Raw genomic sequence first — 21698 nt, forward strand, 5'->3', positions numbered from 1 at the left:
GTCAGATCCCCAACTCTTGACGCTGGCGCTTCAAGTGCTCCGGCATCTCTTTGTAGACGTCTTCGAACATGGTCGCAGCGCTTGGAATCTGGCCGCCGGCGAGGGTGCCGTACTGTTCGGCTTCCTTCTGTGCGGCGATCACTTGGGCTTCGAGCTCGGCGCTGACCGCGGCGTGTTCCTCTTCGGACCACTGGCCGACCTTGATCAGGTGCTGCTTGAGGCGCGCAATCGGATCGCCGAGCGGGAAGTGGCTCCAGTCATCGGCAGGACGGTATTTCGACGGATCATCGGAAGTCGAGTGCGGGCCGGCGCGGTAGGTGACCCATTCGATCATTGTTGGGCCGAGGCCGCGGCGCGCACGTTCGGCGGCCCAGGCGGAAGCGGCGTACACAGCGTAGAAATCGTTGCCGTCGACCCGCAGGGAGGCAATGCCGCAACCGACGCCGCGACCGGCGAAGGTGGTGGCTTCACCACCGGCGATTGCCTGGAAGGTGGAGATCGCCCACTGGTTGTTGACCACGTTGAGAATCACCGGCGCGCGGTACACGTGGGCGAAGGTCAGGGCGGTGTGGAAGTCCGACTCGGCGGTGGCGCCGTCGCCGATCCAGGCCGAAGCGATTTTGGTGTCGCCCTTGATCGCCGAGGCCATGCCCCAGCCCACGCCTTGGATGAACTGGGTGGCGAGGTTGCCGGAGATGGTGAAGAAACCGGACTCCTTGACCGAGTACATGATCGGCAATTGCCGGCCCTTGAGCGGATCGCGCTCGTTGGACAGCAGCTGGCAGATCAGGTCGACCAGCGGTACGTCGCGGGCCATCAGGATGCTTTGCTGGCGGTAGGTCGGGAAGCACATGTCGTCGATGTTCAAGGCCAGGGCCTGGGCGCTGCCGATGGCTTCTTCGCCGAGGCTCTGCATGTAGAACGACATCTTTTTCTGACGCTGGGCGACCACCATGCGGTTGTCGTAGATGCGGGTCTTGAGCATGGCGCGCATGCCCTTGCGCAGGATCTCCACCGGCACGTTTTCGGCCCACGGCCCAAGGGCATTGCCCTGGTCGTCGAGCACGCGGATCAGGCCACGGGCCAGGTCAGCCGTGTCAGCCGGTTCAACGTCGATTGGGGGTTTGCGCACCGTGCCGGCATCGGTCAGATGCAGGTAGGAGAAGTCGGTTTTACAGCCGGGACGGCCCGAGGGTTCGGGGACGTGCAGGCGCAGCGGTTCATACGCTTGGGTCATGGCTTCTACGCTCGATCTTGTGAATTTCTTGTAGTGAGCTGACAGATTTCGTTCGGTAGAAGAAATCTTGTCCTACAACAATCATAGGCCCGCCCAAGAAGAATATTTCTCTCTGTTTCGTTGCGTTAAAGATCATTTGCAGATAAAAAACCTGCATAAGCATAAAAAACAGGTGGTTTTGTCTCATGCGCAAACTGGACCGTACCGATATCGGCATTCTCAACAGCCTTCAGGAGAATGCGCGCATCACCAACGCCGACCTCGCACGCTCGGTAAACCTCTCACCGACGCCGTGTTTCAACCGGGTCAAGGCCATGGAAGAACTGGGGGTGATCCGCGAGCAAGTGACGCTGCTCGATGCCGACCTGCTGGGGTTGCATGTGAACGTGTTCATTCACGTCAGCCTGGAGAAACAGGTGGAGGAGGCGTTGCAGCATTTCGAAGAGGCGATTTCCGACCGCCCCGAGGTGATGGAGTGCTACCTGATGGCCGGCGACCCGGACTACCTGATCCGGGTGCTGGTGCCGACCATCCAGTCGCTGGAGCGTTTCATGATGGATTTCCTGACCAAGGTGCCGGGGGTGGCGAACATTCGATCGAGCTTTGCGCTCAAGCAGGTGAGGTACAAAACCGCGCTGCCGCTGCCGGCCAATGGCCTGACGTTGGGTAACTGAAAATCAAGGATCGCGCTGTGTAGGAGCTGCCGAAGGCTGCGATCTTTTGATCTTCAGAGATCCACCTTTCGCCAGAATCAAAAGATCGCAGCCTGCGGCAGCTCCTACAGGGTCATAGCTGATTGATGGGGATTTTCAGGTGCGGCCAATGGCCTGACTTTGGGCAACTGAAAGCAAGGATGGCGCTGTGTAGGAGCTGCCGAAGGCTGCGATCTTTTGATCTTCAGGGATCCACCTTTCGCCAGAATCAAAAGATCGCAGAGGGGTTAGAGCTGATTGACGGGGATTTTCAGGTAGGTCACGCCATTGCCCTCGGCCGGCGGCAAGTTCCCTGCCCGCACGTTTACCTGGATCGCCGGCAGCAACAGCGTCGGCATGCCCAGCCCCGCGTCACGCCGTGTACGCATCTCGACGAATGCGGCCTCATCGATCCCGTCATGCACATGAATGTTGCTTTTGCGTTGTTCGCCGACCGTGGTCTGGCAGTGGGCCGACCGGTCGGCCGGCGGGTAGTCGTGACAGACGTAGAGCTTCACGCTGGCAGGGAAGGCCAGCAATTTTCGAATTGAGGCAAACAACTGGTGAGCATTGCCGCCGGGGAAATCGCAGCGGGCGGTGCCGACGTCGGGCATGAACAGGGTGTCGCCAACGAGGATTTGTTCTGCGTCGATCAGGTAGGCCATGTCCGCCGGCGTATGGCCGGGCACGTGCAGTGCGGTCGCCCTGAGGTTGCCGATCATGAACGATTCGTCGGGGGCGAAAAGGTGATCAAACTGCGAACCGTCGACGCGAAATGATGGCTCCAGATTGAACAGCGCCTTGAACACGTCCTGGACCTTGCTGATCGACTCGCCGATGGCGATTTTTCCACCCAGCTGTTGGCGCAGATAGGGCGCGGCGGACAGGTGATCGGCGTGGGCGTGGGTTTCCAGCAGCCATTGCACTTGCAGTGTGTGGGCGCGGACGAAGGCGATGATTTTGTCAGCCTGGGTGGTCGCGGTACGCCCGGCCGCACCGTCGTAGTCGAGCACGGGGTCGACAATCGCACACTGCCCGCCATCAGCCTCGTAGACCACGTAGCTGTAGGTCGAGGAGGCGGGGTCGAGGAAAGCTTCAATCAGTGCGGGCATGGACACGAACCTGTGCAGGGGTGGAAAAGTCAGTTGCAACACTTTATGTAAAAACATAATGTTCGCAGCTTAAGTGACGTTGAAGGCATCCTGCAAATGCAATCCAGTCTGACCGAATGTGAAGTCGCCCAACTGCGCGCCTCGGCCTCCAAGGCTTGCGCGTTGCTCAAGGCCCTGGCCAATGAGGATCGCCTGTTGATCCTGTGCCAGCTGACCCAGGGCGAGCGCAACGTCGGCGAGCTGGAAAAAATGACCGGCGTGCGCCAACCGACCCTGTCCCAGCAACTGGGGATCCTGCGCGATGAAGGACTGGTCGCGACCCGTCGTGAAGGCAAGTACATTTTTTACGGTCTCGCCAGTCACGAAGTGATCCAGGTGATGAAAACCCTCTCCGGGCTGTATTGCGGGGCGGTGCTTAAAAGCTGGGTTCAACCTTGATCTTGTTCAACACACCGTACCTGTGGGAGCGGGCTCGCCCGCGATGGGTCCGGCACATCCAACATTGATGGCGACTGACCTGACGCCATCGCGGGCAAGCCCGCTCCCACAGTAGTTTTGTGTCGCGGCTGATAGAAAACTTGCGTGCAGCAAAAGGAACAAGCAATGAACGATCAACACTGGGGCCCATCCATCAGTGCAGATATCGTGGTGATCGGCGGCGGCACGGCGGGCATAGGCCTTGTCGCCAGCCTGCTCAAGCGTAGCCCGCAGCTGAACATCACCCTGATCGAGCCCGACTCCCGGCACTACTATCAACCGGCCTGGACGCTGGTCGGCGGTGGTGCCTACAACGTGGAAAACACCGTGCGGCCGATGGCGTCGGTGATGCCGCGCGGGGTCAATTGGGTGCAGGCTGCCGTGACCGGCATCGACCCTGACCATTGCCGGCTCATCCTCAGTGACGAACGCACGGTCAGCTATCGGAACCTGGTGGTTTGCCCCGGCCTGCGCCTGGCCTGGGAAAAAATCGAAGGCCTGGAGGAGACCCTCGGCCAGCACGGCGTGACCTCCAACTACAGCTACCGGCACGCGACCTACACCTGGGACCAGGTGCAGAAACTGCGTGGCGGCAAGGTGCTGTTCACCCAGCCGGCCATGCCGATCAAATGTGCCGGAGCGCCTCAAAAAGCGCTGTACCTGTCCTGTGATCACTGGAACAGGGCCGGTGTGCTGAACAACATTGACGTCGAGTTCAATCTCGCGGGCGCGGCGTTGTTCGGCGTGGCGACCTTTGTCCCGCCGCTGATGAAGTACATCGAGAAGTACAACGCCCGGCTGGCATTCAATTCGAACCTGGTCAAGGTCGACGGCCCGGCGAAAACCGCGTGGTTCGAGGTCAAGGACGCCGAGGGCAATGTCTCCCGACAGGCAAAAACCTTTGACCTGCTGCATGTCGTACCGCCTCAGGTGGCCCCGGATTTCGTCGCCCGGAGTCCGCTGGCCGACGCCGCCGGCTGGTGCGAGGTCGATCCCCACAGCCTGCAGCATCCGCGTTATCCAGGCGTCTTCGCGCTGGGTGATATCTGCGGCACCAGCAATGCAAAAACCGCCGCGGCGGTGCGCAAGCAGATAGTGGTCGTGGCCGAAAACCTGCTGGCCTTGCGCAAGCAACAACCACTGCCCCTGAAGTACGACGGTTATGGCTCCTGCCCGCTGACGGTGGAGAAGGGCAAGGTGATTCTGGCCGAGTTCGGTTATGCGGGCAAATTGCTGCCGACCTTTCCCCTTGACCCGACGACGCCGCGCCGCTCGGCGTGGTGGCTCAAGGCAACGCTGCTACCGTGGTTCTATTGGAACGGTATGCTCAAGGGTCGCGAGTGGCTGACGCGTCTGTCCAGGGTCGACTGAGAACTCCCTATGTTGCTGGCAAGTCTGTTTGGCGTGGTGATGGGGTTGGTATTGGGGTTGACTGGAGCGGGCGGCGGGATTCTCGCGGTGCCGGCCCTGGTACTGGGATTGGGCTGGAGCATGACCCAGGCCGCTCCGGTAGCGTTGTTTGCGGTGGGCAGTGCGGCGGCGGTCGGCGCCATCGATGGATTGCGCCATGGCCTGGTGCGGTACCGCGCGGCGTTGCTGATCGCTGCGCTCGGTGCGGTGTTTTCACCGGTGGGCATCTACTTCGCCCATCAGTTGCCGGAAAAAATCCTGATGATCCTGTTCAGCCTGCTGATGGTCATGGTGGCCTGGCGGATGTTGCGCCGTGAACGCAAGGACGAAGGCCCGAGCGACCACGGGCACGCGAACTGGGGCCAGAAAAACTGCATGCTCGACCAACAGACCGGGCGCTTTTCCTGGACCGCCAAATGCACCGCGACCCTCGCCGCGCTCGGAGCGGTCACGGGGGTGGTCTCGGGATTGCTGGGGGTGGGCGGCGGCTTCCTGATCGTCCCGGCGTTCAAGCAACTGACTGATGTGCAGATGCGCGGAATCATTGCCACCTCGCTGATGGTGATCAGCCTGATTTCGGCCATCGGGGTGATCGGCGCGTTCCATGCCGGCGTGCGCATCGACAGCGTGGGCGCCACCTTCATTGGCGCGAGCATCATCGGCATGATCATCGGCCGCAAGCTCTGCGCCCGGGTGCCGGCGCGGGCGTTGCAGATCGGGTTCGCCAGTGTCTGCCTGCTCGTCGCCGTCTATATGTTGATCCGTGCCTGAGTTTCAGAGTGCTCGGTATTGCAGGTTGAAACCCAGTTTTGCGGACTGACCCTGTTCCAGCAAACGCAACCCCGGCCGACCGGGCAGGTGGTGCGCGTTGACCGGGTGACTCACCGGTTCAATGCAGAAAAAACCCAGGCCCACCGGGCAGTAGAGCAGGTAGTAATCACTGCCGGTGGCCTGGCAGTCCAGTTCGTATCCGAGGTCGGGCTGGCGGATCAGGCAGTGGCCGTTCCATTCGCAGAAGCCATTGTCCACGAGCGATTCGGGCAATGGCTTGAGCTGCTGAAAATCCCACTCGACCGGCAATGCGCTGAGTTGCGTCGGCAGTTTTTTCTCATTGCACAACCATACTTCGCGGGCCGCGGCCTGCAGTCGGGTGTTGGCGGTGCGCGGCAGATACGGATGCAGTCCCAGTCCATGCCAGGCCGCGTGTTCGGCCAGATGAGTAACGCTCAATTCGATGCTCAGTTTGCCTTCGCTCAGATGAAAGCGTTGGCGGGCGCAGTAGGCGAAGGGGGTGGTGCTGTCGAGTTGCAGGACCACTTCATTTTCCGACCGGGAAACCACTTCCCACGATTGCTGCCAGGCGCTGCCGTGAATCGGCAGGGGATCGGTGAGGCTATTGGGCGCCAATGCGAGCCAGCCATCGGGGCAGTCGAAGCCGCCTTCGGCGATGCGGTTGGACCAGGGGATCAAGGGAAAGCAGCCGAGCTTGCCGGGCAGGCCGGTGTTCAGGGCGTGCTCATCGGCGTGACGCAACAAGGGCTGGCCGCTGCTGCGCACGGTCCAGTTGACGATGCTGGCGCCAATGTCTGGGGCGAGGGTGAGGCGGGTGAGGTCGTCTTCGAGTTCGAGCAGATTCATTGTTTTTCGTTCTGCGTTGGAAGGGTGGGAAAGATCGCAGCCTCGTTGCACTCGACAGCTCCTACGGGGGGATGCCGTCAAAGTACGAGTCGTCGAGTGCCGCGAGGCTGCGATCCGTCAGGACTTGAACAAAGGCTCAGGCAATCCCTTCACCCCGGGATCAAGGGCAAACACGCCACCGGCCAGTGATTGAACGTCATGGTCATCGCCGGGGCGAATCGAGGTCACGAAGAGGGTGTCCAGCCGACTGCCGCCGAAGGCGCACATGCTGGGTTTTTTCACCGGAACGGCGAGGGAGCGGTCGAGGCGTCCTTCGGGGGTGAAACGGTGAATCAGGCCGGCATCGTTGCCGCAGATCCAGTAACAACCTTCCGCATCCACCGCCGCGCCATCCGGTCGGCCGCAGAACTGATTCATGTCGACGAACAACCGGCGATTGGACGGCGTGCCGCTGTCGATGTCGTAGTCGAAGGCCCAGATCTGCTGGACCTGCGGATGGGAGTCGGACAGGTACATCGTGCGCCCGTCCGGGCTGAAGCCCAGGCCGTTGGGCACGATGAACCCGCTCAGCCGGGACTCGAGCGGCCCGCGTTGCCCGGCGCTGTAGCGGTACAACCTGCCGTCGGCGGCGTTGGCGCTCATGTTCAGCACCATGCTGCCGGCCCAGAAGCGTCCCTGACGATCGCAGCGGCCGTCGTTCAGGCGCATGTCGGCGCGGGCATGGTCGACGTGGGCCAAGGGTTCACTGTCGAGGCTGCCGTCGTTGCGCGGATGCAGGCGGAAGAACCCGCTTTCCATGCCGGCGACCCAGCCGCCGTCGGCATGACGCGCGATGCAAGCGAGCATCTCCGGGGTTTTCCAGGTATCCACCTGCCCGGTGTCGGCACTCCAGCGCTGTAAATCGCCGGCGGGAATATCGACCCAGTACAGAGCGCTTTCTTCAGGCACCCAGACCGGGCTTTCACCGACTGCGTTGCGGGCGTCGACAATCAATTCAGCTTGCATGGCAACTCATTCCCTTGGCTTTTGTTGTGGGGATCAAGCGGGGCGCGAAGGTTCAGTCACCGAACGGGCCGGCTACGCAAAAGGCGCCGCCCTGGTACAACCGCGCCGGGTCATCGGCGGCAGGCATCGGCTGGGCTTCGATTTTTTCGCGGAACTGTTCGGAGCTGTCCTGCGCGACAAAACCCAGGGCCGTGGCATGGCGGTTGTCCCACCAGACGTCCTTGTTGTCGGACACGCCGTAGACCACGGTGTGGCCGACGTTCGGGGTGTACAAGGCACGTTCGAGCAGTTGCGTGAGGTCGCCGAAACTCAGCCAGGTGCTCATCATCCGCCGGTTGTGCGGCTCGGGGAACGAGGAGCCGATGCGCACGCTGACGGTCTCGATGCCATAGCGGTCGAAGTAGAACGTGGCCATGTCCTCGCCGTAGGACTTGGACAGGCCGTAGTAGCTGTCCGGGCGGCGAGGGGAGCGGGCGTCAATGACTTCGTCCTGCCGGTAGAAGCCGATCACATGGTTGGAACTGGCGAAGATCACCCGCTTCACCCCGTGGCGGCGCGCGGCTTCGTAGATGTGGAACACGCCGCAGATGTTGGCGCCGAGGATATCTTCGAACGAGTGCTCGGTCGATACCCCGCCGAAGTGCAGGATCGCGTCCACGCCTTCGACCAGTTGATGCACCGCTTGCTTGTCGGCGAGGTCGCACGGCATCACTTCTTCGCGATCATCGATGGCTGGCGCGATGTCGGCGATGTCCGACAGGCGAATGACATTGGCGTAAGGGCGCAGGCTTTCGCGCAGGACTTTGCCGAGGCCACCGGCGGCGCCGGTCAGCAGCAGGCGGTTGAAAGGAGGGCGGGCGGTTGCTGTGGTGGTCATGGGAATCCTGGGTGCGCTGTTGTTGGTTTGTTGTAGGTTGTCGTATGACTTGGGTGAAGTATCGTTAGGCTTTCCGGCTCTTGTCAACGCGGCATTGGTGGAAATTGACGGAGGGTCGTCCTGTCTTGTCCTCTTCTGTAGGAGCGAGCTTGCTCGCGATGAACCTGAGAACGCCACGGGGTATCAGGTTTCCAGCGTTATCGTTGACGACCATCGCGAGCAAGCTCGCTCCTACAGGGGCTGGTGTTGATGCCTACGATTTACAACAACGAAATCGGGTAGCTGATGAAAATGCGGTTTTCATCGAATTCGTTGGTGCTGAAACTCTTGCGGATACTCGCGTTACGCCATTTCACGTTGAGGTTTTTCAGCGCACCGCTCTGCACCGTGTAGGCCAGTTCGGATTCGCGACCCCATTCCTTGCCGTCGGTGATGGCGCCGGTGTGCACGTTGTCACCACTGATGTAGCGGTTCATCAGGGTCAGGCCGGGAATGCCGAGGGCGACAAAGTTGTAGTCGTGGCGCACCTGCCAGGATTTCTCCCGGGCGTTGTCATAGCTGGAGTTGTAGCTGTCGTTGGCCAGGGTACCGCCGCTGGTGCCGTTGACCCGCATCCACACATCGTCGCCGGTGAGTTTTTGCAGGCCGACATAGAAGGTGTTGCCGCCATATTTGGCCGAGAGCAGGGCAAACGCGGTCTTGTTGTCGAGGTCACCGGCCTTGGCGCTGCCGTCTTCCTTGCCGATGAAGTAGCCCAGGTTGGCGCCCAGGGTCCAGTCGCCGACGGGCTGGCTGTGGGTCAGGTTGAAGTATTGCTGCTGGTAAATGTCGCTGAGTTCCGAGTACCAGACGCCGACCTGCGTGCGCTTTTCATTGAACGCGTATTCACCGCCGCCGAAGTTGAAACGGTCGGAGGTGAACGCCGTTTTACCGTTCATGAACATGTCTTCCATGCTCGCGTCATTGCGCGGGCTGTTTTGCTGGAATTGACCGCCATACAGCGTCAGGCCGCTGATTTCGGCGGACGTCACCTGGGCGCCCTGGAAGGTCTGCGGCAGTGAGCGGCCATCGTCGGAACGCAGGATCGGCAGCACCGGCATCCATTCGCCGACCTTCAATTCGGTTTTCGAAATCTTGCCTTTGAGCGCCACGCCCAGGCGGCCGAAATTGTCAGCGGGGCGGCCGTCGTCGTGGATCGGCAACAGTTGCGTGCCGCCAGTGCCCTTGCCGCCATCGAGCTTCTGCGAGTACAGGCCCAATACATCGACACCGAAACCCACGGTGCCCTGGGTGAATCCGGACCTGGCATCGAGAATGAAGTTTTGCGTCCACTCTTCAGCCTTGCCCTGGGGGTAGGCCGGGTTGGTGAAGTTGCGGTTGAAGTAGGCGTTGCGCAGGTTCAGCGTGGCCTTGGCGTCGTCGGTGAAACCTTCGGCCTGGCAGGTGAGGGGCAAGACGAGGGCCAGCCCGCTGCAGCCGATCAGGCTCAGGGTATGACGACGAGAATGGTTTACTAGCGAAGAACGGGCGGACGAATTGCGGACGAGCTTGCTCACTGTGACGCTCCCTTGTTTCTTGTTTTTATTGTTGTCATACGTCGTCGTACAACATTAGGGCGATATTTGCGGGATTTTTGTGGGTTGTCAATCGGAAGTTATACGATGACTTGTGGCGAGGTGAGTTGAAATGGATAGCCCTGTGGGAGCGAGCCTGCTCGCGAAGGCGGACTATCACTCACATCAGTGTTGAATGTGAGAATGCCTTCGCGAGCAGGCTCGCTCCCACAGGGAATGGATTGTCAGCTGGAAATCATGGGGGGCAGGGTACCCAGTAGCGAGACCGCCGCGACTGCACCAAGCCCCAGCATCCACTCCAGCATCACGCTGGTGCGCAATGCTTGCAGACGCTGCTCGCAATCATTGATCCGCAAGCGATTGAACAATGCCAGGCTCAGCATCGTCGCCACCAACGTTGCCTTGATCAACAGGATCAGCGCAAACCCGCTGAACAACGGCGTCGGCCAGAACGCCCCGGTGAGCACCCTTACATTGATCAGCCCGGTGATCAGCAGCCCGGCGACCAGGCCGTATCCGACACCGCTGAAACGCTGCAACATCACGCGGATCGAATGCCCCGCAGGCTGTCGCAGAATCATCACCAGCAACAACAGGCCACCGAGCCAGGCACCCACGCAGAACAAGTGAATGAGTTGATTGAGGATCAGCAACTGGCCTGCGCTGCCATCGAGCATGGCGCCGTGGCCGACCGGGGCCAGGGTGGCCAGCAGCAGGCCGCTGAGGATCAGGCGCAGTGCGAGGCTTGCGCGCAAGGGTGTCAGCAGCAACGCCACCAGCGCGAGGTTAATCAGCAAATGCCAGCGCCAGACCTGGCCGAAAAAGGTATTGCCCAGCACCAGGCCCAGGGTCGACGGATCGAAGGCCGCGTCCCAGGCCCCGGCCATGCTCGCGGTAATCAACAACAACCAGCAGACCCCGCTGGCCAGCGCCGCCACGGCCAGCCAACGGCAGGTGCGTGCCAGGCGCTGATCCAGTGCGCTTTCGTCACTTGATAGCAAGGGCCTGAACAGCCAGGCCCCGAACAGCATCAGCACCACGATGAAATGCAGGAAGCGACACAGCACCAGCGCACTCGCCATGAGTTACTGGCCAACCTTGAAGGCGTAGGCACCTTCGCTTTTGTGGGTATCGACCGATACCGCGTGCCATTCGACCTTGTAGGTACCGGCGGTCAGCGGCGCGACAGGGGTGACGACCAGGGTTTTCTTGTCGTTGCCCTCGGTGGTCAATGCTTTCACCGCCACCGGTGCGCCATCCCGGGTCAGGGTGACTTTGGTGAAACTGGCCTCGATACCCTCGGAGAACTCCAGGCGCAATTGCATTGGCGCGGCCACGGTGCTGTCAGCGGCCGGTGTCTGGCTTTTCAGGTGGGCGTGGGCCAACACCGAAGAAGCGGCGAGCAGCGAGCCGAGCAGGGCAGCGACGGTCAGGGTTTTCTTCAGCAGCATCGTGGGTACCTCAGGCAGTTTCCAAGTGCGCAGAGTTTAGCTTTCCGACAGCGGCTGTACGAAGATTCGTTTTACCCTGTCGCCGCAGTCCAGAGCGGATGCTAGTCTTGCTCAACGCTGTTGTCGGGGACCCGCATGGGCAATCACAAGATCGAGATTCGTCGCAGTAACGTCGAAAAAATCCTGCTCGGGGCGGAAAAGGTCTTCGCTGAAAAGGGCTTCGGCAGCACGGCCATGGCCGACATCGCCGCTGAAGTGCAACTGCCGCGTTCCAACCTGCATTACTACTTCAGCACCAAGACCGAACTGTACAGCGCGGTGCTGTTCGATTTGCTGGAAGTCTGGAAGCAGGACGCGCTGTGCTTCGAGATGTTCGACGACCCGCGCGTGGTGCTCAGCAGCTACATCCGCGCCAAGATGAACCATTCCCGCAGCCGGCCTCATGGTTCGAAAGTCTGGGCCAACGAAATCATCCACGGCGCGCCAACCCTCGGCGCAGCGCTGGATGCGAGCCTGTACGACTGGGCCAAGATGAAGGAAGCGAAAATCCGCCAGTGGGTGGACGACAAACGCATCCTGCCGGTGGAGCCGTCGAGCCTGCTGTACATGATCTGGGCCTCGACCCAGCACTATGCCGACTTCGATCACCAGGTGAACATTCTCAACGACCACCAGCCGCTGTCGGACATGCAGTTTGAAAAGGCAGTGCAGACGGTGACCAGTGTGATTTTGCGGGGGATCGGGTTGGAGCCTTGAGGTTGGGTGGTGTGGCTGCTGGCCTCTTCGCGAGCAGGCTCGCTCCCACAGGTATCATTGGTGTACTCAGGTTTGATGTACGACACAAATCCACTGTGGGAGCGAGCCTGCTCGCGAAGGCGACGGTTCAGTCGCAGCTAATGCTAAGGGCTGACGTGATACGGATTCCTCGGATCATGATTCCAGTCCAGGAACGGCTTGCCAGTCTCCACCGGCACCATCTCGATACAGTCCTGCACCGGGCAGGTGATCTGGCACAGGTTGCAGCCCACGCACTCCTCATCGATCACCTGGTACTTGTGCGTGCCATCCGCTTGCTTGAGGCTGGCCACGGCCTGGTGCGAGGTGTCCTCACAGGCAATGTGGCAACGACCACAGCCGATGCACGCCTCCTGGTCGATTTTCGCGATCACCTGGTAGTTGATGTCCAGGTACTTCCAGTCCGTGGTATTGCCCACCGCGCGCCCGGAAAATTCCGCGATGCTGGCGTAGCCCTGACTGTCCATCCAGCGTGACAAACCGTCCTTCATGTCTTCGACAATCCGGAAGCCATGCAGCATCGCCGCCGTGCACACCTGTACCGCGCCGCTGCCCAACGCGATGAATTCCGCGGCGTCGCGCCAGTTGCCTATGCCGCCGATGCCGCTGATCGGCAGGCCTTGGGTCTGCGGGTCGCGGGCGATTTCGGCGACCATGTTCAAGGCAATCGGCTTGACGGCCGAGCCACAGTATCCGCCATGGGTGCTCTGGCTGCCGACCATGGGATTGGCCACCATGCGTTCGAGGTTGACGCTGGTGATCGAGTTGATGGTGTTGATCAGCGACACCGCATCGGCACCCCCACGGTGGGCCGCGCGGGCGGCGACGCGGATGTCGGTGATGTTCGGCGTGAGCTTGACGATCACCGGCAGCGAGCAATAGGTCTTGCACCAGCGGGTGACCTGTTCCACGTATTCCGGCACCTGGCCGACCGCGGCGCCCATGCCGCGTTCCGGCATGCCGTGGGGGCAACCGAAGTTCAGTTCGATGCCGTCGGCACCCGTGGCTTCCACCAGCGGCAGGATGTGTTTCCAGGACTCTTCGACGCAGGGCACCATCAAGGACACGATCAGTGCGCGGTCCGGCCAGTCCTTTTTGACCTGGGTGATTTCCCGCAGGTTGATCTCCAGCGAGCGGTCGGTGATCAGCTCGATGTTGTTAAAGCCCAGCACCTCCCTGTTCGCCCCGAAGTGCGCCGAGTAGCGCGAAGACACGTTTACCGCCGCCGGATCTTCCCCCAGGGTTTTCCAGACCACGCCGCCCCAGCCGGCCTCGAAGGCGCGGACCACGTTATAGGCTTTGTCGGTGGGTGGCGCGGAGGCCAGCCAGAATGGATTCGGTGCCTTGATGCCGGCGAAGACAATCGACAGATCGGCCATTTACGCAGCCTCCACGTTGAGCATCAGTTGAGTGTTGATCGCCTCGGCGGCGCGCTTGCCATGCTGCACGGCTTGCACGGTGAGGTCTTGATCGAGGCTGGTGCAGTCGCCGCCGGCATACACGCCGGGGATGCTGGTGCGCAGCTGTTCATCGACGGCGATGCGCTCGCCCTGGCGCTTGAGTTCGCGTGCCAGCGGATCGGCGAGGGCGTCGCTGTCAAAGGCCTGGCCGATGGCCTTGAAGATCGCATCGGCAGCCAGCTCGAAGGTTTCACCGGTGGTTTGCAGGCGACCTTCGACCAGGTGGGTGCGGGCGAAACGCATGCCGCGCACGCGGCCATGGTCGTCGAGCAGCACTTCTTCAGGTTGCGCCCAGGTCATCAGCCGCACCTGGTTGGCCTTGGCAATCTCCTGTTCGTGATGGGTGGCGCCCATGTCTTCGGCGCCGCGCCGGTACACCAGGTTCACGTCACGGGCGCCGAGACGGGCCATTTGCACGGCCATGTCGATGGCGGTGTTGCCCGCGCCGAGGACGATGCAATGGTCGGCCAGGGGCAATTGGCTCAGGTCATCGGCCTGGCGCAGTTCGCGGATGTAGTCGGTGGCGGCGAGCAGGCCGGGCGCGTCTTCGTGGGCCAGGCCCAGTTGTTTGCTGGCGTTGAGCCCGAGGCCGAGGAACACCGCATCGAACTGTTGATGCAGTTCGCTGAGGGTCAGGTTGTCCCCGAGTTTTTGCCCTTGGCGGATTTCGATTCCGCCGATTTCCAGCAGGAACTCAAGCTCCCGTTGCGCGTAGTCGTCCACCAGTTTGTATTTGGCGATCCCGTACTCGTTGAGGCCGCCAGCCTTTTCCCGCGCCTCGAAGATCACCACGTCATGCCCGTGCATGGCGCTGCGGTGGGCGCAGGACAACCCGGCCGGACCGGCGCCCACCACGGCGATGCGTTTGCCGGTGGCGGCAGCACGCGGGAACGGGTGCGTGCTGAAATGGGCGTTGTCCACGGCGTAGCGCTGCAACAGGCCGATCATGACCGGCGCGCATTCGTGGGCGTTGTTGCGCACGCACGCTTGCTGGCAAAGGATTTCCGTCGGGCACACCCGGGCGCAACTGCCGCCGAGGATGTTGGCCGAGAGGATCTTCTGCGCGGCGCCTTGCACGTTGTCCTGCTGGATATTGCGGATGAACGAGGGAATGTCGATTTCGCTCGGACAGGCATTCACGCAGGGCGCGTCGTAGCAATACAGGCAGCGCGAAGCTTCGAGCTGAGCCTGGCGCTCGTTGAGCGGCGGCGCCAGATCGGTGAAATGGCCGGCGAGGGCGGCCGCATTCTCGACGGGGTGCGGGAGGTGGTCCAGGGTCTTGATCACGGTGTTGGCCTCACGGTTATTTGAGGTGCTGCCTCTGAATGGGCATTGATTCAACTCGATCCCTGTAGGAGCTGTCGCAGGCTGCGATCTTTTGACTTTGTTTTTTAGATCAAGATCAAAAGATCGCAGCCTGCGGCAGCTCCTACGGGGATCGCATTTCAAATGTGGGAGCGAGCCTGCTCGCGAAGGCCGAAGGCCTCGATTTCAGCGTTTCACTGCCGTCGGCTTGTGCAGCTCAGCCCGCTTGCTCAGCAAGTCAAACACCGCCGGGTACGCCGGCCGTTCGATGTAGCGCCCGGCGCCACGCTCGGCCCGCAGGTCGCCGTCGGCCCAGACCACACGGCCCTGGCTGATGGTGTGGCTGGGCACGCCGCGTACGGTCTTGCCTTCGAAGATGTTGAAGTCCACCTGCTGATGGTGGGTCTTGGCGGAAATGGTCCGTGTGCCTTGCGGGTCCCACAGCACCAGGTCGGCATCGGCCCCCACACGAATCGCGCCTTTGCGTGGGTAGAGGTTGAAGATCTTCGCGGTGTTGGTGGACGTCAGCGCGACGAATTGCTGCATCGAAAAACGTCCGCTGTTCACCCCTTCATCCCACAACACCGCCATGCGGTCTTCGATGCCGGCGGTGCCGTTGGGGATCTTGCTGAAGTCGTCGCGGCCTGCGGCTTTTTGCTCGGCGCAGAAGCAGCAGTGGTCGGTGGCGGTGGTGTGCAGGTTGCCCGATTGCAGGCCATGCCAGAGCGCCTCTTGATGGCCGCGAGGGCGGAACGGCGGGCTCATCACGTAACCGGCGGCGGTTTGCCAGTCCGGGTGGCGGTAGACACTGTCGTCCAGGAGCAGGTGCCCGGCCAGCACTTCGCCGTACACCGGCTGGCCCTTGCCGCGGGCGTAGGTGATTTCGTCGAGGGCCTCCTTGGTCGAGACGTGCACCAGATACAGCGGCGTACCCAGGGTTTCGGCGATACGGATCGCCCGGCTCGCGGCCTCGCCTTCAACCTGTGACGGTCGCGACAGTGGATGCGCTTCCGGCCCGGTGATGCCCTGGGCCATCAGCTTGCGTTGCAGGTGATAGACCAGTTCGCCGTTTTCCGCATGCACGGTCGGCACCGCGCCCAGTTCCAGGCAGCGTTCGAAGCTCGCCACCAGGGTGTCATCGGCGGCCATGATTGCGTTCTTGTAGGCCATGAAGTGCTTGAAGCTGTTGACGCCGTGCTGGCTGACCAGTTCGGCCATTTCCTCGCGGACCTGGTCGCTCCACCAGGTAATGGCGACGTGAAAACCGTAGTCCGACGCCGACTTCTCGGCCCAGCCGCGCCACTGATGGAAGGCTTCGAGCAGGGATTGCTGCGGGTTGGGAATCACGAAGTCGATGATCGAGGTGGTGCCGCCGGCCAGTCCCGCCGCCGTGCCACTGTAGAAGTCTTCGCTGGCCACCGTGCCCATGAAGGGCAGTTGCATGTGGGTGTGCGGGTCGATGCCGCCGGGCATCAGGTATTGGCCGCTGCCGTCCAGCACTTCGGCGCCTGCGGGGATATCGAGGTTTTCGCCGATGGCCTTGATCACGCCGTCTGCGCAATACACATCGGCGCGATAACTTTCATCATGGGTAACAACGGTGGCGCCACGGATCAACAGAGACATTCCGAGTTCCTCGCAGGCAATGACCGGCTTGTGCCGGTTCTAGATGTTTTATATGACGCCAGCGTCAACAGGTGTATTCCTGTCAGTGCTGTCAGGATTAAACGCTAGCTGCAGTTATTCGAATCGGCAAGAATATTTTTTATAAGCTTATGCAGTTATTAACTGATTGATATTTAACGATTAAATACAAAAATCACCAAAATGGTGAGCGACCTCACCATTTTGACGCACTTGACAGGATCGAAAAATAGTCAAGATTTCTTATGTGAAATCAGCTGTTTGAGTATGGTCTATGGTTGATGCGCAGCCATTGAAAAAAGATCAACGCACCAGTTTGAGTCCTGACTGTCCGGACAACTTGCCTGGCATTCGGCCTGAGTGGCCTGACAATTAGTCGAGTCAGCGAATAAAACCGATAAACATCAGTTGGTTGCAATGTGTTTATGGAACTGCCCGATGCGTAATCGGGGCACCCGGCACGTTTATTGATGCCGCCAGCCCCCGATGAGCAAAAAAATAATTCAAAGAACAGTGGAGCGGCCATGCAACAGATCAGATCGCAAGTGACCGAGCGCGACGGCTTGTTTGAGCTGGAAGCCGGCAGCGATGTACTCGACAGTCCCCGTTACAACCACGACATTGCACCGACCAAGGTGCGCGAACGCACCTGGAACAAATGGCACATCACCGCGCTGTGGGTGGGCATGGCGATCTGCGTGCCGACTTACACCCTCGGTGGCGTGCTGACCGCGTACTTCGGCCTGACCGTCGGTGAAGCGCTGCTGGCGATTCTGTTTGCCAACATCATCGTGCTGATTCCCCTGACCCTGAACGCCTTTCCCGGCACCAAGTACGGCATTCCCTTTCCGGTGTTGCTGCGCTCGTCCTTCGGTGTACTCGGTTCCAATATTCCGTGCCTGATCCGCGCCCTGGTGGCGTGCGGCTGGTTCGGCATCCAGACCATGTTCGGCGGGTTGGCGATTCACCTGTTCCTCGGCTCGGTGTTCGAGGGCTGGAAATCCCTGGGCGGCACCGGCGAGGTCATCGGCTTCATGGTGTTCTGGGCGCTGAACCTGTGGGTGGTGATTCGTGGCGCCGAGTCGATCAAATGGCTGGAAACCCTGTCTGCACCGCTGTTGGTACTGGTGGGTGTAGGGCTGCTGGTCTGGGCCATGCCGAACGTGTCGATGACCGAGTTGCTGGCGATTCCGGCCAAGCGTCCCGAAGGCGCCGGGGTGGCCAGTTACTTCGCCGCCGGGCTGACCGCGATGGTCGGCTTCTGGGCCACGCTGTCACTGAACATTCCGGACTTCAGCCGCTACGCAAAAAGCCAGAAGGATCAGATTGTCGGGCAGATCATCGGCCTGCCGCTGACCATGTTCCTGTTTGCTTCCCTGGGTGTGGTGATGACCGCGGCCTCGGTGAAGCTGGTGGGCGTGACGGTTTCCGATCCTGTGACCCTGATCGGCCATATCCAGAGCCCGGTGTGGGTGGCGCTGGCCATGGCGCTGATCATCATCGCCACGCTGTCGACCAATACCGCAGCCAATATCGTGTCGCCGACCAATGACTTCCAGAACATCGCCCCCAAGGTGATCAACCGCACCAATGCCGTGCTGCTGACCGGCTTCGTCGGCTTGGCGTTGATGGCCCATGAGTTGTTGAAAAAGCTTGGCCTGATCGTTTCCGACCTCAGCCTGGAAACGGTCTACTCCAACTGGTTGCTCGGCTATTCCAGCCTGCTCGGGCCGATCGCCGGGATCATGGTGGTGGACTATTTCCTGATCAAGAAACAGCAACTGGACCTTGCCGGCCTGTACCGCGATGACGTGTATCCGGCGTGGAACTGGAGCGGTTTCATGGCCTTCGGCGTGCCGGTGGTGTTGACGCTGCTGTCGCTTGGCAGCGATGCCTTCAGCTGGTTCTACAGCTACGGGTGGTTCACCGGCTCGATTTTGGGAGGGGTGATTTATTACGGGTTGAGTGTGATGTGGCCCAGCCCATCTGTCGCGAAATCGGCGGTGTAGCGGCTGGCCTCTTCGCGAGCAGGCTCGCTCCCACATTTGGAATGCATTCCCCTGTGGGAGCGAGCCTGCTCGCGAAAGCGGCGGTCCTAACACCAACGAATTGCCTGAAGAAACACACAAGAACAGCCAGAGGAGATCATCATGAACGCGGCCGTCGACGTTCTGCAGTCCAGCCATCAACACATCAACCGCGACCGCCTGTGGCAGTCGCTCATGGAACTGGCCAAACTCGGCGCCACGGTCAAGGGGGGCGTGTGTCGCCTGGCCCTGACCGATCTCGATCGCCAGGCTCGGGACATCTTCGTCAAATGGTGTATCGATGCCGGCTGCACCGTCAGCATCGACGCCGTCGGCAACATCTTCGCCCGTCGCCCCGGGCGCAATCCCGACCTGCCACCGGTGATGACCGGCAGCCACATCGACACCCAACCCACCGGCGGCAAGTTCGATGGCTGCTTCGGTGTATTGGCGGGCGTCGAGGTGCTGCGCACCCTCAATGACCTGAACATCGAAACCGAAGCGCCGCTGGAGGTGGTGGTCTGGACCAACGAAGAAGGCTCGCGCTTTGCCCCGTGCATGATGGGTTCCGGTGTGTTCGCGGAAAAATTCACCCTCGAAGAAACCCTGGCCAAGGTCGATGCCGATGGCGTGACCGTGGGTGAGGCGCTGAATGCCATTGGCTACGCCGGCCCGCGTAAAGTCAGCGGTCACAAAGTCGGGGCCTATTTCGAAGCCCACATCGAGCAAGGCCCGATCCTGGAAGACGAACGCAAGACCATTGGCGTGGTCATGGGCGCTCTCGGGCAGAAATGGTTCGACCTGAAACTGCGTGGCGTCGAAGCCCACGCCGGCCCGACCCCGATGCACCTGCGCAAGGACGCCCTGGTCGGTGCCGCGGTGATCGTCGGTGCGCTCAACCGCGCCGCCCTCAGCCATCAACCCCATGCCTGTGGCACCGTCGGTTGCCTGCAAGCCTATCCCGGCTCGCGCAACGTCATTCCCGGCGAAGTGCGCATGACCCTGGACTTCCGCCACCTGGAACCGGAACGCCTGGATTCGATGATTGCTGAAGTGCGCGAAGTCATCGAAACCACCTGCGACGAACATGGGCTGACCTTCGAACTCACCCCGACCGCGGACTTCCCGCCGCTGTACTTCGACAAGGGCTGCGTCGAGGCTGTGCGCGGTGCCGCCCAAGGCCTGGGCCTGTCGCACATGGACATTGTCAGTGGGGCAGGGCACGACGCGATCTTCCTCGCAGAGCTCGGTCCGGCCGGGATGATCTTTGTGCCGTGCGAAGGTGGTATCAGCCACAATGAAATCGAAAACGCTGCGCCGGAAGATCTGGCGGCCGGGTGTGCGGTGTTGTTGCGGGCGATGCTGGCGGCTTCGGCGGCGGTGGCCAGCGGTGAATTAGCGGCTTGAAGATCAAAGGATCGCAGCCTGCGGCAGCTCCTACAGGGGAATGCGTTCTCATGTAGGAGCTGCCGCAGGCTGCGATCTTTGCTTTCATGTCACAAAGCGAAATGCTCAATCGTCATCCTGTTGAATCCCTCAATCAGTGGAGCAATACGATGTCGTCCAACACCCAGCCGGTCAATCTGCTGCAATCGATCCCGCAGGTTTTCGAAAGCCTGACCCAGGTTCATGTCGCCCTCGACAATCATGATCTCAATCCCACCCTCAAGCATTTGATCCACCTGCGCGCCTCGCAGATCAACCAATGCGGTTTCTGCGTGAAGATGCACACCCGCGAGGCCCGTGAGGCCAACGAAACCAACGAGCGTCTGGATCGCCTGATCGTCTGGCGCCATGTCAGTGATTTCAGCCCTTCGGAGCGCGCCGCGCTGGCGTGGACCGAAGCCTTGACGGTACTGGATGAAAAAACCGATTACGCCAGCTTGCGCGGTGCGCTCAGAGCGCATTTCAGCGACGAGCAGATCGGCGCCTTGACGGCCGAGATCGGCATGATCAACCTGTGGAACCGCTTACAGGTGTCGAGGCACTGATTGATGAGCTCCGCTGAAAACGCCGCCACTGTGTTCGAGCAGCGCCGGCCCTTTTTGCTCGGTCTGGCCTACCGCATCCTCGGCTCGCGCGCCGAAGCCGAGGATGCGGTGCAGGAAATGTTCATCAAGTGGCTGGAGGCAGACCGCGCCTCCATCGCCACACCGGCCGCCTGGCTGACCACGGCTTGCACCCGGCACTGCATCGATGTGCTGCGCTCGGCCCACACATCCCGGGTCGACTACGTCGGCACCTGGCTGCCGGAGCCGATTCACACCACCCATCAGGACTCACCCGAGCACCGGCTCGAACTGGCCTCGTCATTGTCCACCGCTTTCATGTTGCTGCTCGAGCGCCTGTCACCCAAGGAGCGTGCCGCATACCTGCTTCACGAAATCTTCGACATGGATTACCCGCAGGTCGCCGATGCGGTCGGCGTACAGGAAGCCGCTTGCCGCAAACTGGTGTCCCGGGCCAAGGCGAGTCTTGGCAACGGACATGCTCGTTACCAGCCGCCACCCATGCGTCAAAACCAATTGCTGAGCGCGTTTCACAGCGCTATCGCCAGCGGCTCGACCGTTGCCCTGAGCGCCATGTTGACCGAGGACGTTGAACTCTGCGCCGACAGCGGCGGCAAGGCGCCGGCCATCCGCGAAACCCTGTCGGGGATCGCTCGTGTACTGGATTTCATCGGTCAGTCGCTGCACACCTATTGGCAGGCGTGCCAATGGCTGCCCATCGAGATCAATGGTGCCCAAGGTGTGATCATCAAGGCCGACGGCGTCATCACCGCCTCGATGACCTTTGGCTTTGATGACGCGGGGCGAGTGAGCCGGATCTTCATCATGCGAAACCCGGAGAAGTTGGCGCGGCTGGAGGCGTCGCTGAGTCTGTACTAGTCAAGCGACCACCTGAAAATGATGAAGATCCCTGTGGGAGCGGGGGGGGGGGGGGGGGGGGGGGGGGGGGGGGGGGGGGGGGGGGGGGGGGGGGGGGGGGGGGGGG

20 protein-coding genes are annotated in these 21698 nt (G+C 61.2%); 9 read left to right on the forward strand and 11 right to left on the reverse strand.

Annotation, left to right across the window (positions count from 1 at the left end):
* Nucleotide 1: 1 nt before the first annotated feature.
* Nucleotides 2–1237, reverse strand: coding sequence for a 3-methyl-2-oxobutanoate dehydrogenase (2-methylpropanoyl-transferring) subunit alpha (locus tag AC3WJW_RS28845; RefSeq protein ID WP_007976592.1), 1236 nt, complete (start codon nucleotides 1235–1237; stop codon nucleotides 2–4).
* A 185-nt stretch (nucleotides 1238–1422) separates the two neighbouring features.
* Here AC3WJW_RS28845 and bkdR point away from each other — a divergent pair, with 185 nt between their 5' ends.
* On the forward strand, nucleotides 1423–1911 hold the full coding sequence (gene bkdR, locus AC3WJW_RS28850; protein ID WP_007976593.1) for a Bkd operon transcriptional regulator BkdR: 489 nt from the start codon (nucleotides 1423–1425) through the stop codon (nucleotides 1909–1911).
* A 266-nt stretch (nucleotides 1912–2177) separates the two neighbouring features.
* Here bkdR and AC3WJW_RS28855 read toward each other — a convergent pair whose 3' ends face one another.
* Complete coding sequence (locus tag AC3WJW_RS28855) at nucleotides 2178–3041, reverse strand: MBL fold metallo-hydrolase (protein WP_493728378.1); 864 nt, start codon at nucleotides 3039–3041, stop codon at nucleotides 2178–2180.
* 96 nt (nucleotides 3042–3137) lie between these two features.
* Between AC3WJW_RS28855 and AC3WJW_RS28860 the strand changes: the two genes are divergently transcribed.
* The 3 genes from AC3WJW_RS28860 to AC3WJW_RS28870 all read left to right on the forward strand — a co-directional run bounded on the left by AC3WJW_RS28860 (nucleotide 3138) and on the right by AC3WJW_RS28870 (nucleotide 5699).
* Nucleotides 3138–3479 (forward strand): ArsR/SmtB family transcription factor, encoded by a 342-nt coding sequence (locus AC3WJW_RS28860; RefSeq protein WP_007976596.1) that lies wholly within the window; start codon nucleotides 3138–3140, stop codon nucleotides 3477–3479.
* Between the two features lie 165 nt (nucleotides 3480–3644).
* Nucleotides 3645–4889: an NAD(P)/FAD-dependent oxidoreductase gene (locus AC3WJW_RS28865; RefSeq protein WP_493728379.1), complete on the forward strand. Its 1245-nt coding sequence runs from the start codon at nucleotides 3645–3647 to the stop codon at nucleotides 4887–4889.
* Nucleotides 4890–4898: 9 nt separating this feature from the next.
* Complete coding sequence (locus tag AC3WJW_RS28870; RefSeq protein WP_493728380.1) at nucleotides 4899–5699, forward strand: sulfite exporter TauE/SafE family protein; 801 nt, start codon at nucleotides 4899–4901, stop codon at nucleotides 5697–5699.
* Between the two features lie 3 nt (nucleotides 5700–5702).
* Here the strand turns inward: AC3WJW_RS28870 and AC3WJW_RS28875 are convergent, their stop codons facing one another.
* The 6 genes from AC3WJW_RS28875 to copC form a co-directional block, all read right to left on the reverse strand.
* On the reverse strand, nucleotides 5703–6566 hold the full coding sequence (locus AC3WJW_RS28875) for an aldose 1-epimerase (protein ID WP_493728381.1): 864 nt from the start codon (nucleotides 6564–6566) through the stop codon (nucleotides 5703–5705).
* 117 nt (nucleotides 6567–6683) lie between these two features.
* A complete protein-coding gene (locus AC3WJW_RS28880) occupies nucleotides 6684–7571 on the reverse strand; it encodes an SMP-30/gluconolactonase/LRE family protein (protein ID WP_493728382.1) in 888 nt (295 codons plus the stop codon).
* Nucleotides 7572–7623: 52 nt separating this feature from the next.
* Nucleotides 7624–8448, reverse strand: a complete 825-nt coding sequence (locus AC3WJW_RS28885; protein ID WP_493728383.1) for an NAD-dependent epimerase/dehydratase family protein — start codon at nucleotides 8446–8448, stop codon at nucleotides 7624–7626.
* 260 nt (nucleotides 8449–8708) lie between these two features.
* A complete protein-coding gene (locus tag AC3WJW_RS28890) occupies nucleotides 8709–10004 on the reverse strand; it encodes an OprD family porin (protein WP_493728384.1) in 1296 nt (431 codons plus the stop codon).
* A 242-nt stretch (nucleotides 10005–10246) separates the two neighbouring features.
* A complete protein-coding gene (copD, locus tag AC3WJW_RS28895) occupies nucleotides 10247–11104 on the reverse strand; it encodes a copper homeostasis membrane protein CopD (RefSeq protein ID WP_493728385.1) in 858 nt (285 codons plus the stop codon).
* Nucleotides 11105–11107: 3 nt separating this feature from the next.
* Nucleotides 11108–11473 carry a copper homeostasis periplasmic binding protein CopC gene (gene copC / locus AC3WJW_RS28900; RefSeq protein ID WP_493728386.1) on the reverse strand — a complete coding sequence of 122 codons (366 nt, stop codon included), beginning with the start codon at nucleotides 11471–11473 and terminating at the stop codon, nucleotides 11108–11110.
* 135 nt (nucleotides 11474–11608) lie between these two features.
* On the opposite strand from copC, the gene AC3WJW_RS28905 reads away from it, so the two are divergent.
* Nucleotides 11609–12229, forward strand: coding sequence for a TetR/AcrR family transcriptional regulator (locus AC3WJW_RS28905; protein ID WP_102702465.1), 621 nt, complete (start codon nucleotides 11609–11611; stop codon nucleotides 12227–12229).
* Nucleotides 12230–12372: 143 nt separating this feature from the next.
* On the opposite strand, the gene preA is transcribed toward AC3WJW_RS28905, so the two are convergent.
* The 3 genes from preA to hydA form a co-directional block, all read right to left on the reverse strand.
* Entirely contained in the window at nucleotides 12373–13647 is a 1275-nt protein-coding gene (gene preA / locus AC3WJW_RS28910; RefSeq protein ID WP_116582825.1) for an NAD-dependent dihydropyrimidine dehydrogenase subunit PreA, read from the reverse strand.
* Nucleotides 13648–15015: an NAD(P)-dependent oxidoreductase gene (locus AC3WJW_RS28915; RefSeq protein ID WP_493728387.1), complete on the reverse strand. Its 1368-nt coding sequence runs from the start codon at nucleotides 15013–15015 to the stop codon at nucleotides 13648–13650.
* A 204-nt stretch (nucleotides 15016–15219) separates the two neighbouring features.
* Complete coding sequence (hydA, locus tag AC3WJW_RS28920) at nucleotides 15220–16659, reverse strand: dihydropyrimidinase (protein WP_493728388.1); 1440 nt, start codon at nucleotides 16657–16659, stop codon at nucleotides 15220–15222.
* A 542-nt stretch (nucleotides 16660–17201) separates the two neighbouring features.
* Here hydA and AC3WJW_RS28925 point away from each other — a divergent pair.
* The 4 genes from AC3WJW_RS28925 to sigJ all read left to right on the forward strand — a co-directional run bounded on the left by AC3WJW_RS28925 (nucleotide 17202) and on the right by sigJ (nucleotide 21592).
* Entirely contained in the window at nucleotides 17202–18686 is a 1485-nt protein-coding gene (locus tag AC3WJW_RS28925; protein ID WP_126046082.1) for an NCS1 family nucleobase:cation symporter-1, read from the forward strand.
* 141 nt (nucleotides 18687–18827) lie between these two features.
* Nucleotides 18828–20111, forward strand: a complete 1284-nt coding sequence (locus AC3WJW_RS28930; protein WP_493728389.1) for a Zn-dependent hydrolase — start codon at nucleotides 18828–18830, stop codon at nucleotides 20109–20111.
* A gap of 149 nt (nucleotides 20112–20260) precedes the next feature.
* A complete protein-coding gene (locus tag AC3WJW_RS28935; RefSeq protein WP_429393500.1) occupies nucleotides 20261–20695 on the forward strand; it encodes a carboxymuconolactone decarboxylase family protein in 435 nt (144 codons plus the stop codon).
* Nucleotides 20696–20698: 3 nt separating this feature from the next.
* Nucleotides 20699–21592 (forward strand): RNA polymerase sigma factor SigJ, encoded by an 894-nt coding sequence (gene sigJ, locus AC3WJW_RS28940; protein ID WP_493728390.1) that lies wholly within the window; start codon nucleotides 20699–20701, stop codon nucleotides 21590–21592.
* Nucleotides 21593–21698: the final 106 nt, after the last annotated feature.

The sequence above is a fragment of the Pseudomonas sp. GW821-FHT07G06 genome, assembly GCF_058986625.1.

What these genes read in the sequence shown, in the direction of transcription:
- AC3WJW_RS28845 (WP_007976592.1), bottom strand. Translation starts at nt 1,237, where the DNA reads ATGACCCAAGCGTATGAACCGCTGCGCCTGCACGTCCCCGAACCCTCG.
- bkdR (WP_007976593.1), top strand. Translation starts at nt 1,423, where the DNA reads ATGCGCAAACTGGACCGTACCGATATCGGCATTCTCAACAGCCTTCAG.
- AC3WJW_RS28855 (WP_493728378.1), bottom strand. Translation starts at nt 3,041, where the DNA reads ATGCCCGCACTGATTGAAGCTTTCCTCGACCCCGCCTCCTCGACCTAC.
- AC3WJW_RS28860 (WP_007976596.1), top strand. Translation starts at nt 3,138, where the DNA reads ATGCAATCCAGTCTGACCGAATGTGAAGTCGCCCAACTGCGCGCCTCG.
- AC3WJW_RS28865 (WP_493728379.1), top strand. Translation starts at nt 3,645, where the DNA reads ATGAACGATCAACACTGGGGCCCATCCATCAGTGCAGATATCGTGGTG.
- AC3WJW_RS28870 (WP_493728380.1), top strand. Translation starts at nt 4,899, where the DNA reads ATGTTGCTGGCAAGTCTGTTTGGCGTGGTGATGGGGTTGGTATTGGGG.
- AC3WJW_RS28875 (WP_493728381.1), bottom strand. Translation starts at nt 6,566, where the DNA reads ATGAATCTGCTCGAACTCGAAGACGACCTCACCCGCCTCACCCTCGCC.
- AC3WJW_RS28880 (WP_493728382.1), bottom strand. Translation starts at nt 7,571, where the DNA reads ATGCAAGCTGAATTGATTGTCGACGCCCGCAACGCAGTCGGTGAAAGC.
- AC3WJW_RS28885 (WP_493728383.1), bottom strand. Translation starts at nt 8,448, where the DNA reads ATGACCACCACAGCAACCGCCCGCCCTCCTTTCAACCGCCTGCTGCTG.
- copD (WP_493728385.1), bottom strand. Translation starts at nt 11,104, where the DNA reads ATGGCGAGTGCGCTGGTGCTGTGTCGCTTCCTGCATTTCATCGTGGTG.
- copC (WP_493728386.1), bottom strand. Translation starts at nt 11,473, where the DNA reads ATGCTGCTGAAGAAAACCCTGACCGTCGCTGCCCTGCTCGGCTCGCTG.
- AC3WJW_RS28905 (WP_102702465.1), top strand. Translation starts at nt 11,609, where the DNA reads ATGGGCAATCACAAGATCGAGATTCGTCGCAGTAACGTCGAAAAAATC.
- preA (WP_116582825.1), bottom strand. Translation starts at nt 13,647, where the DNA reads ATGGCCGATCTGTCGATTGTCTTCGCCGGCATCAAGGCACCGAATCCA.
- hydA (WP_493728388.1), bottom strand. Translation starts at nt 16,659, where the DNA reads ATGTCTCTGTTGATCCGTGGCGCCACCGTTGTTACCCATGATGAAAGT.
- AC3WJW_RS28925 (WP_126046082.1), top strand. Translation starts at nt 17,202, where the DNA reads ATGCAACAGATCAGATCGCAAGTGACCGAGCGCGACGGCTTGTTTGAG.
- AC3WJW_RS28930 (WP_493728389.1), top strand. Translation starts at nt 18,828, where the DNA reads ATGAACGCGGCCGTCGACGTTCTGCAGTCCAGCCATCAACACATCAAC.
- AC3WJW_RS28935 (WP_429393500.1), top strand. Translation starts at nt 20,261, where the DNA reads ATGTCGTCCAACACCCAGCCGGTCAATCTGCTGCAATCGATCCCGCAG.
- sigJ (WP_493728390.1), top strand. Translation starts at nt 20,699, where the DNA reads ATGAGCTCCGCTGAAAACGCCGCCACTGTGTTCGAGCAGCGCCGGCCC.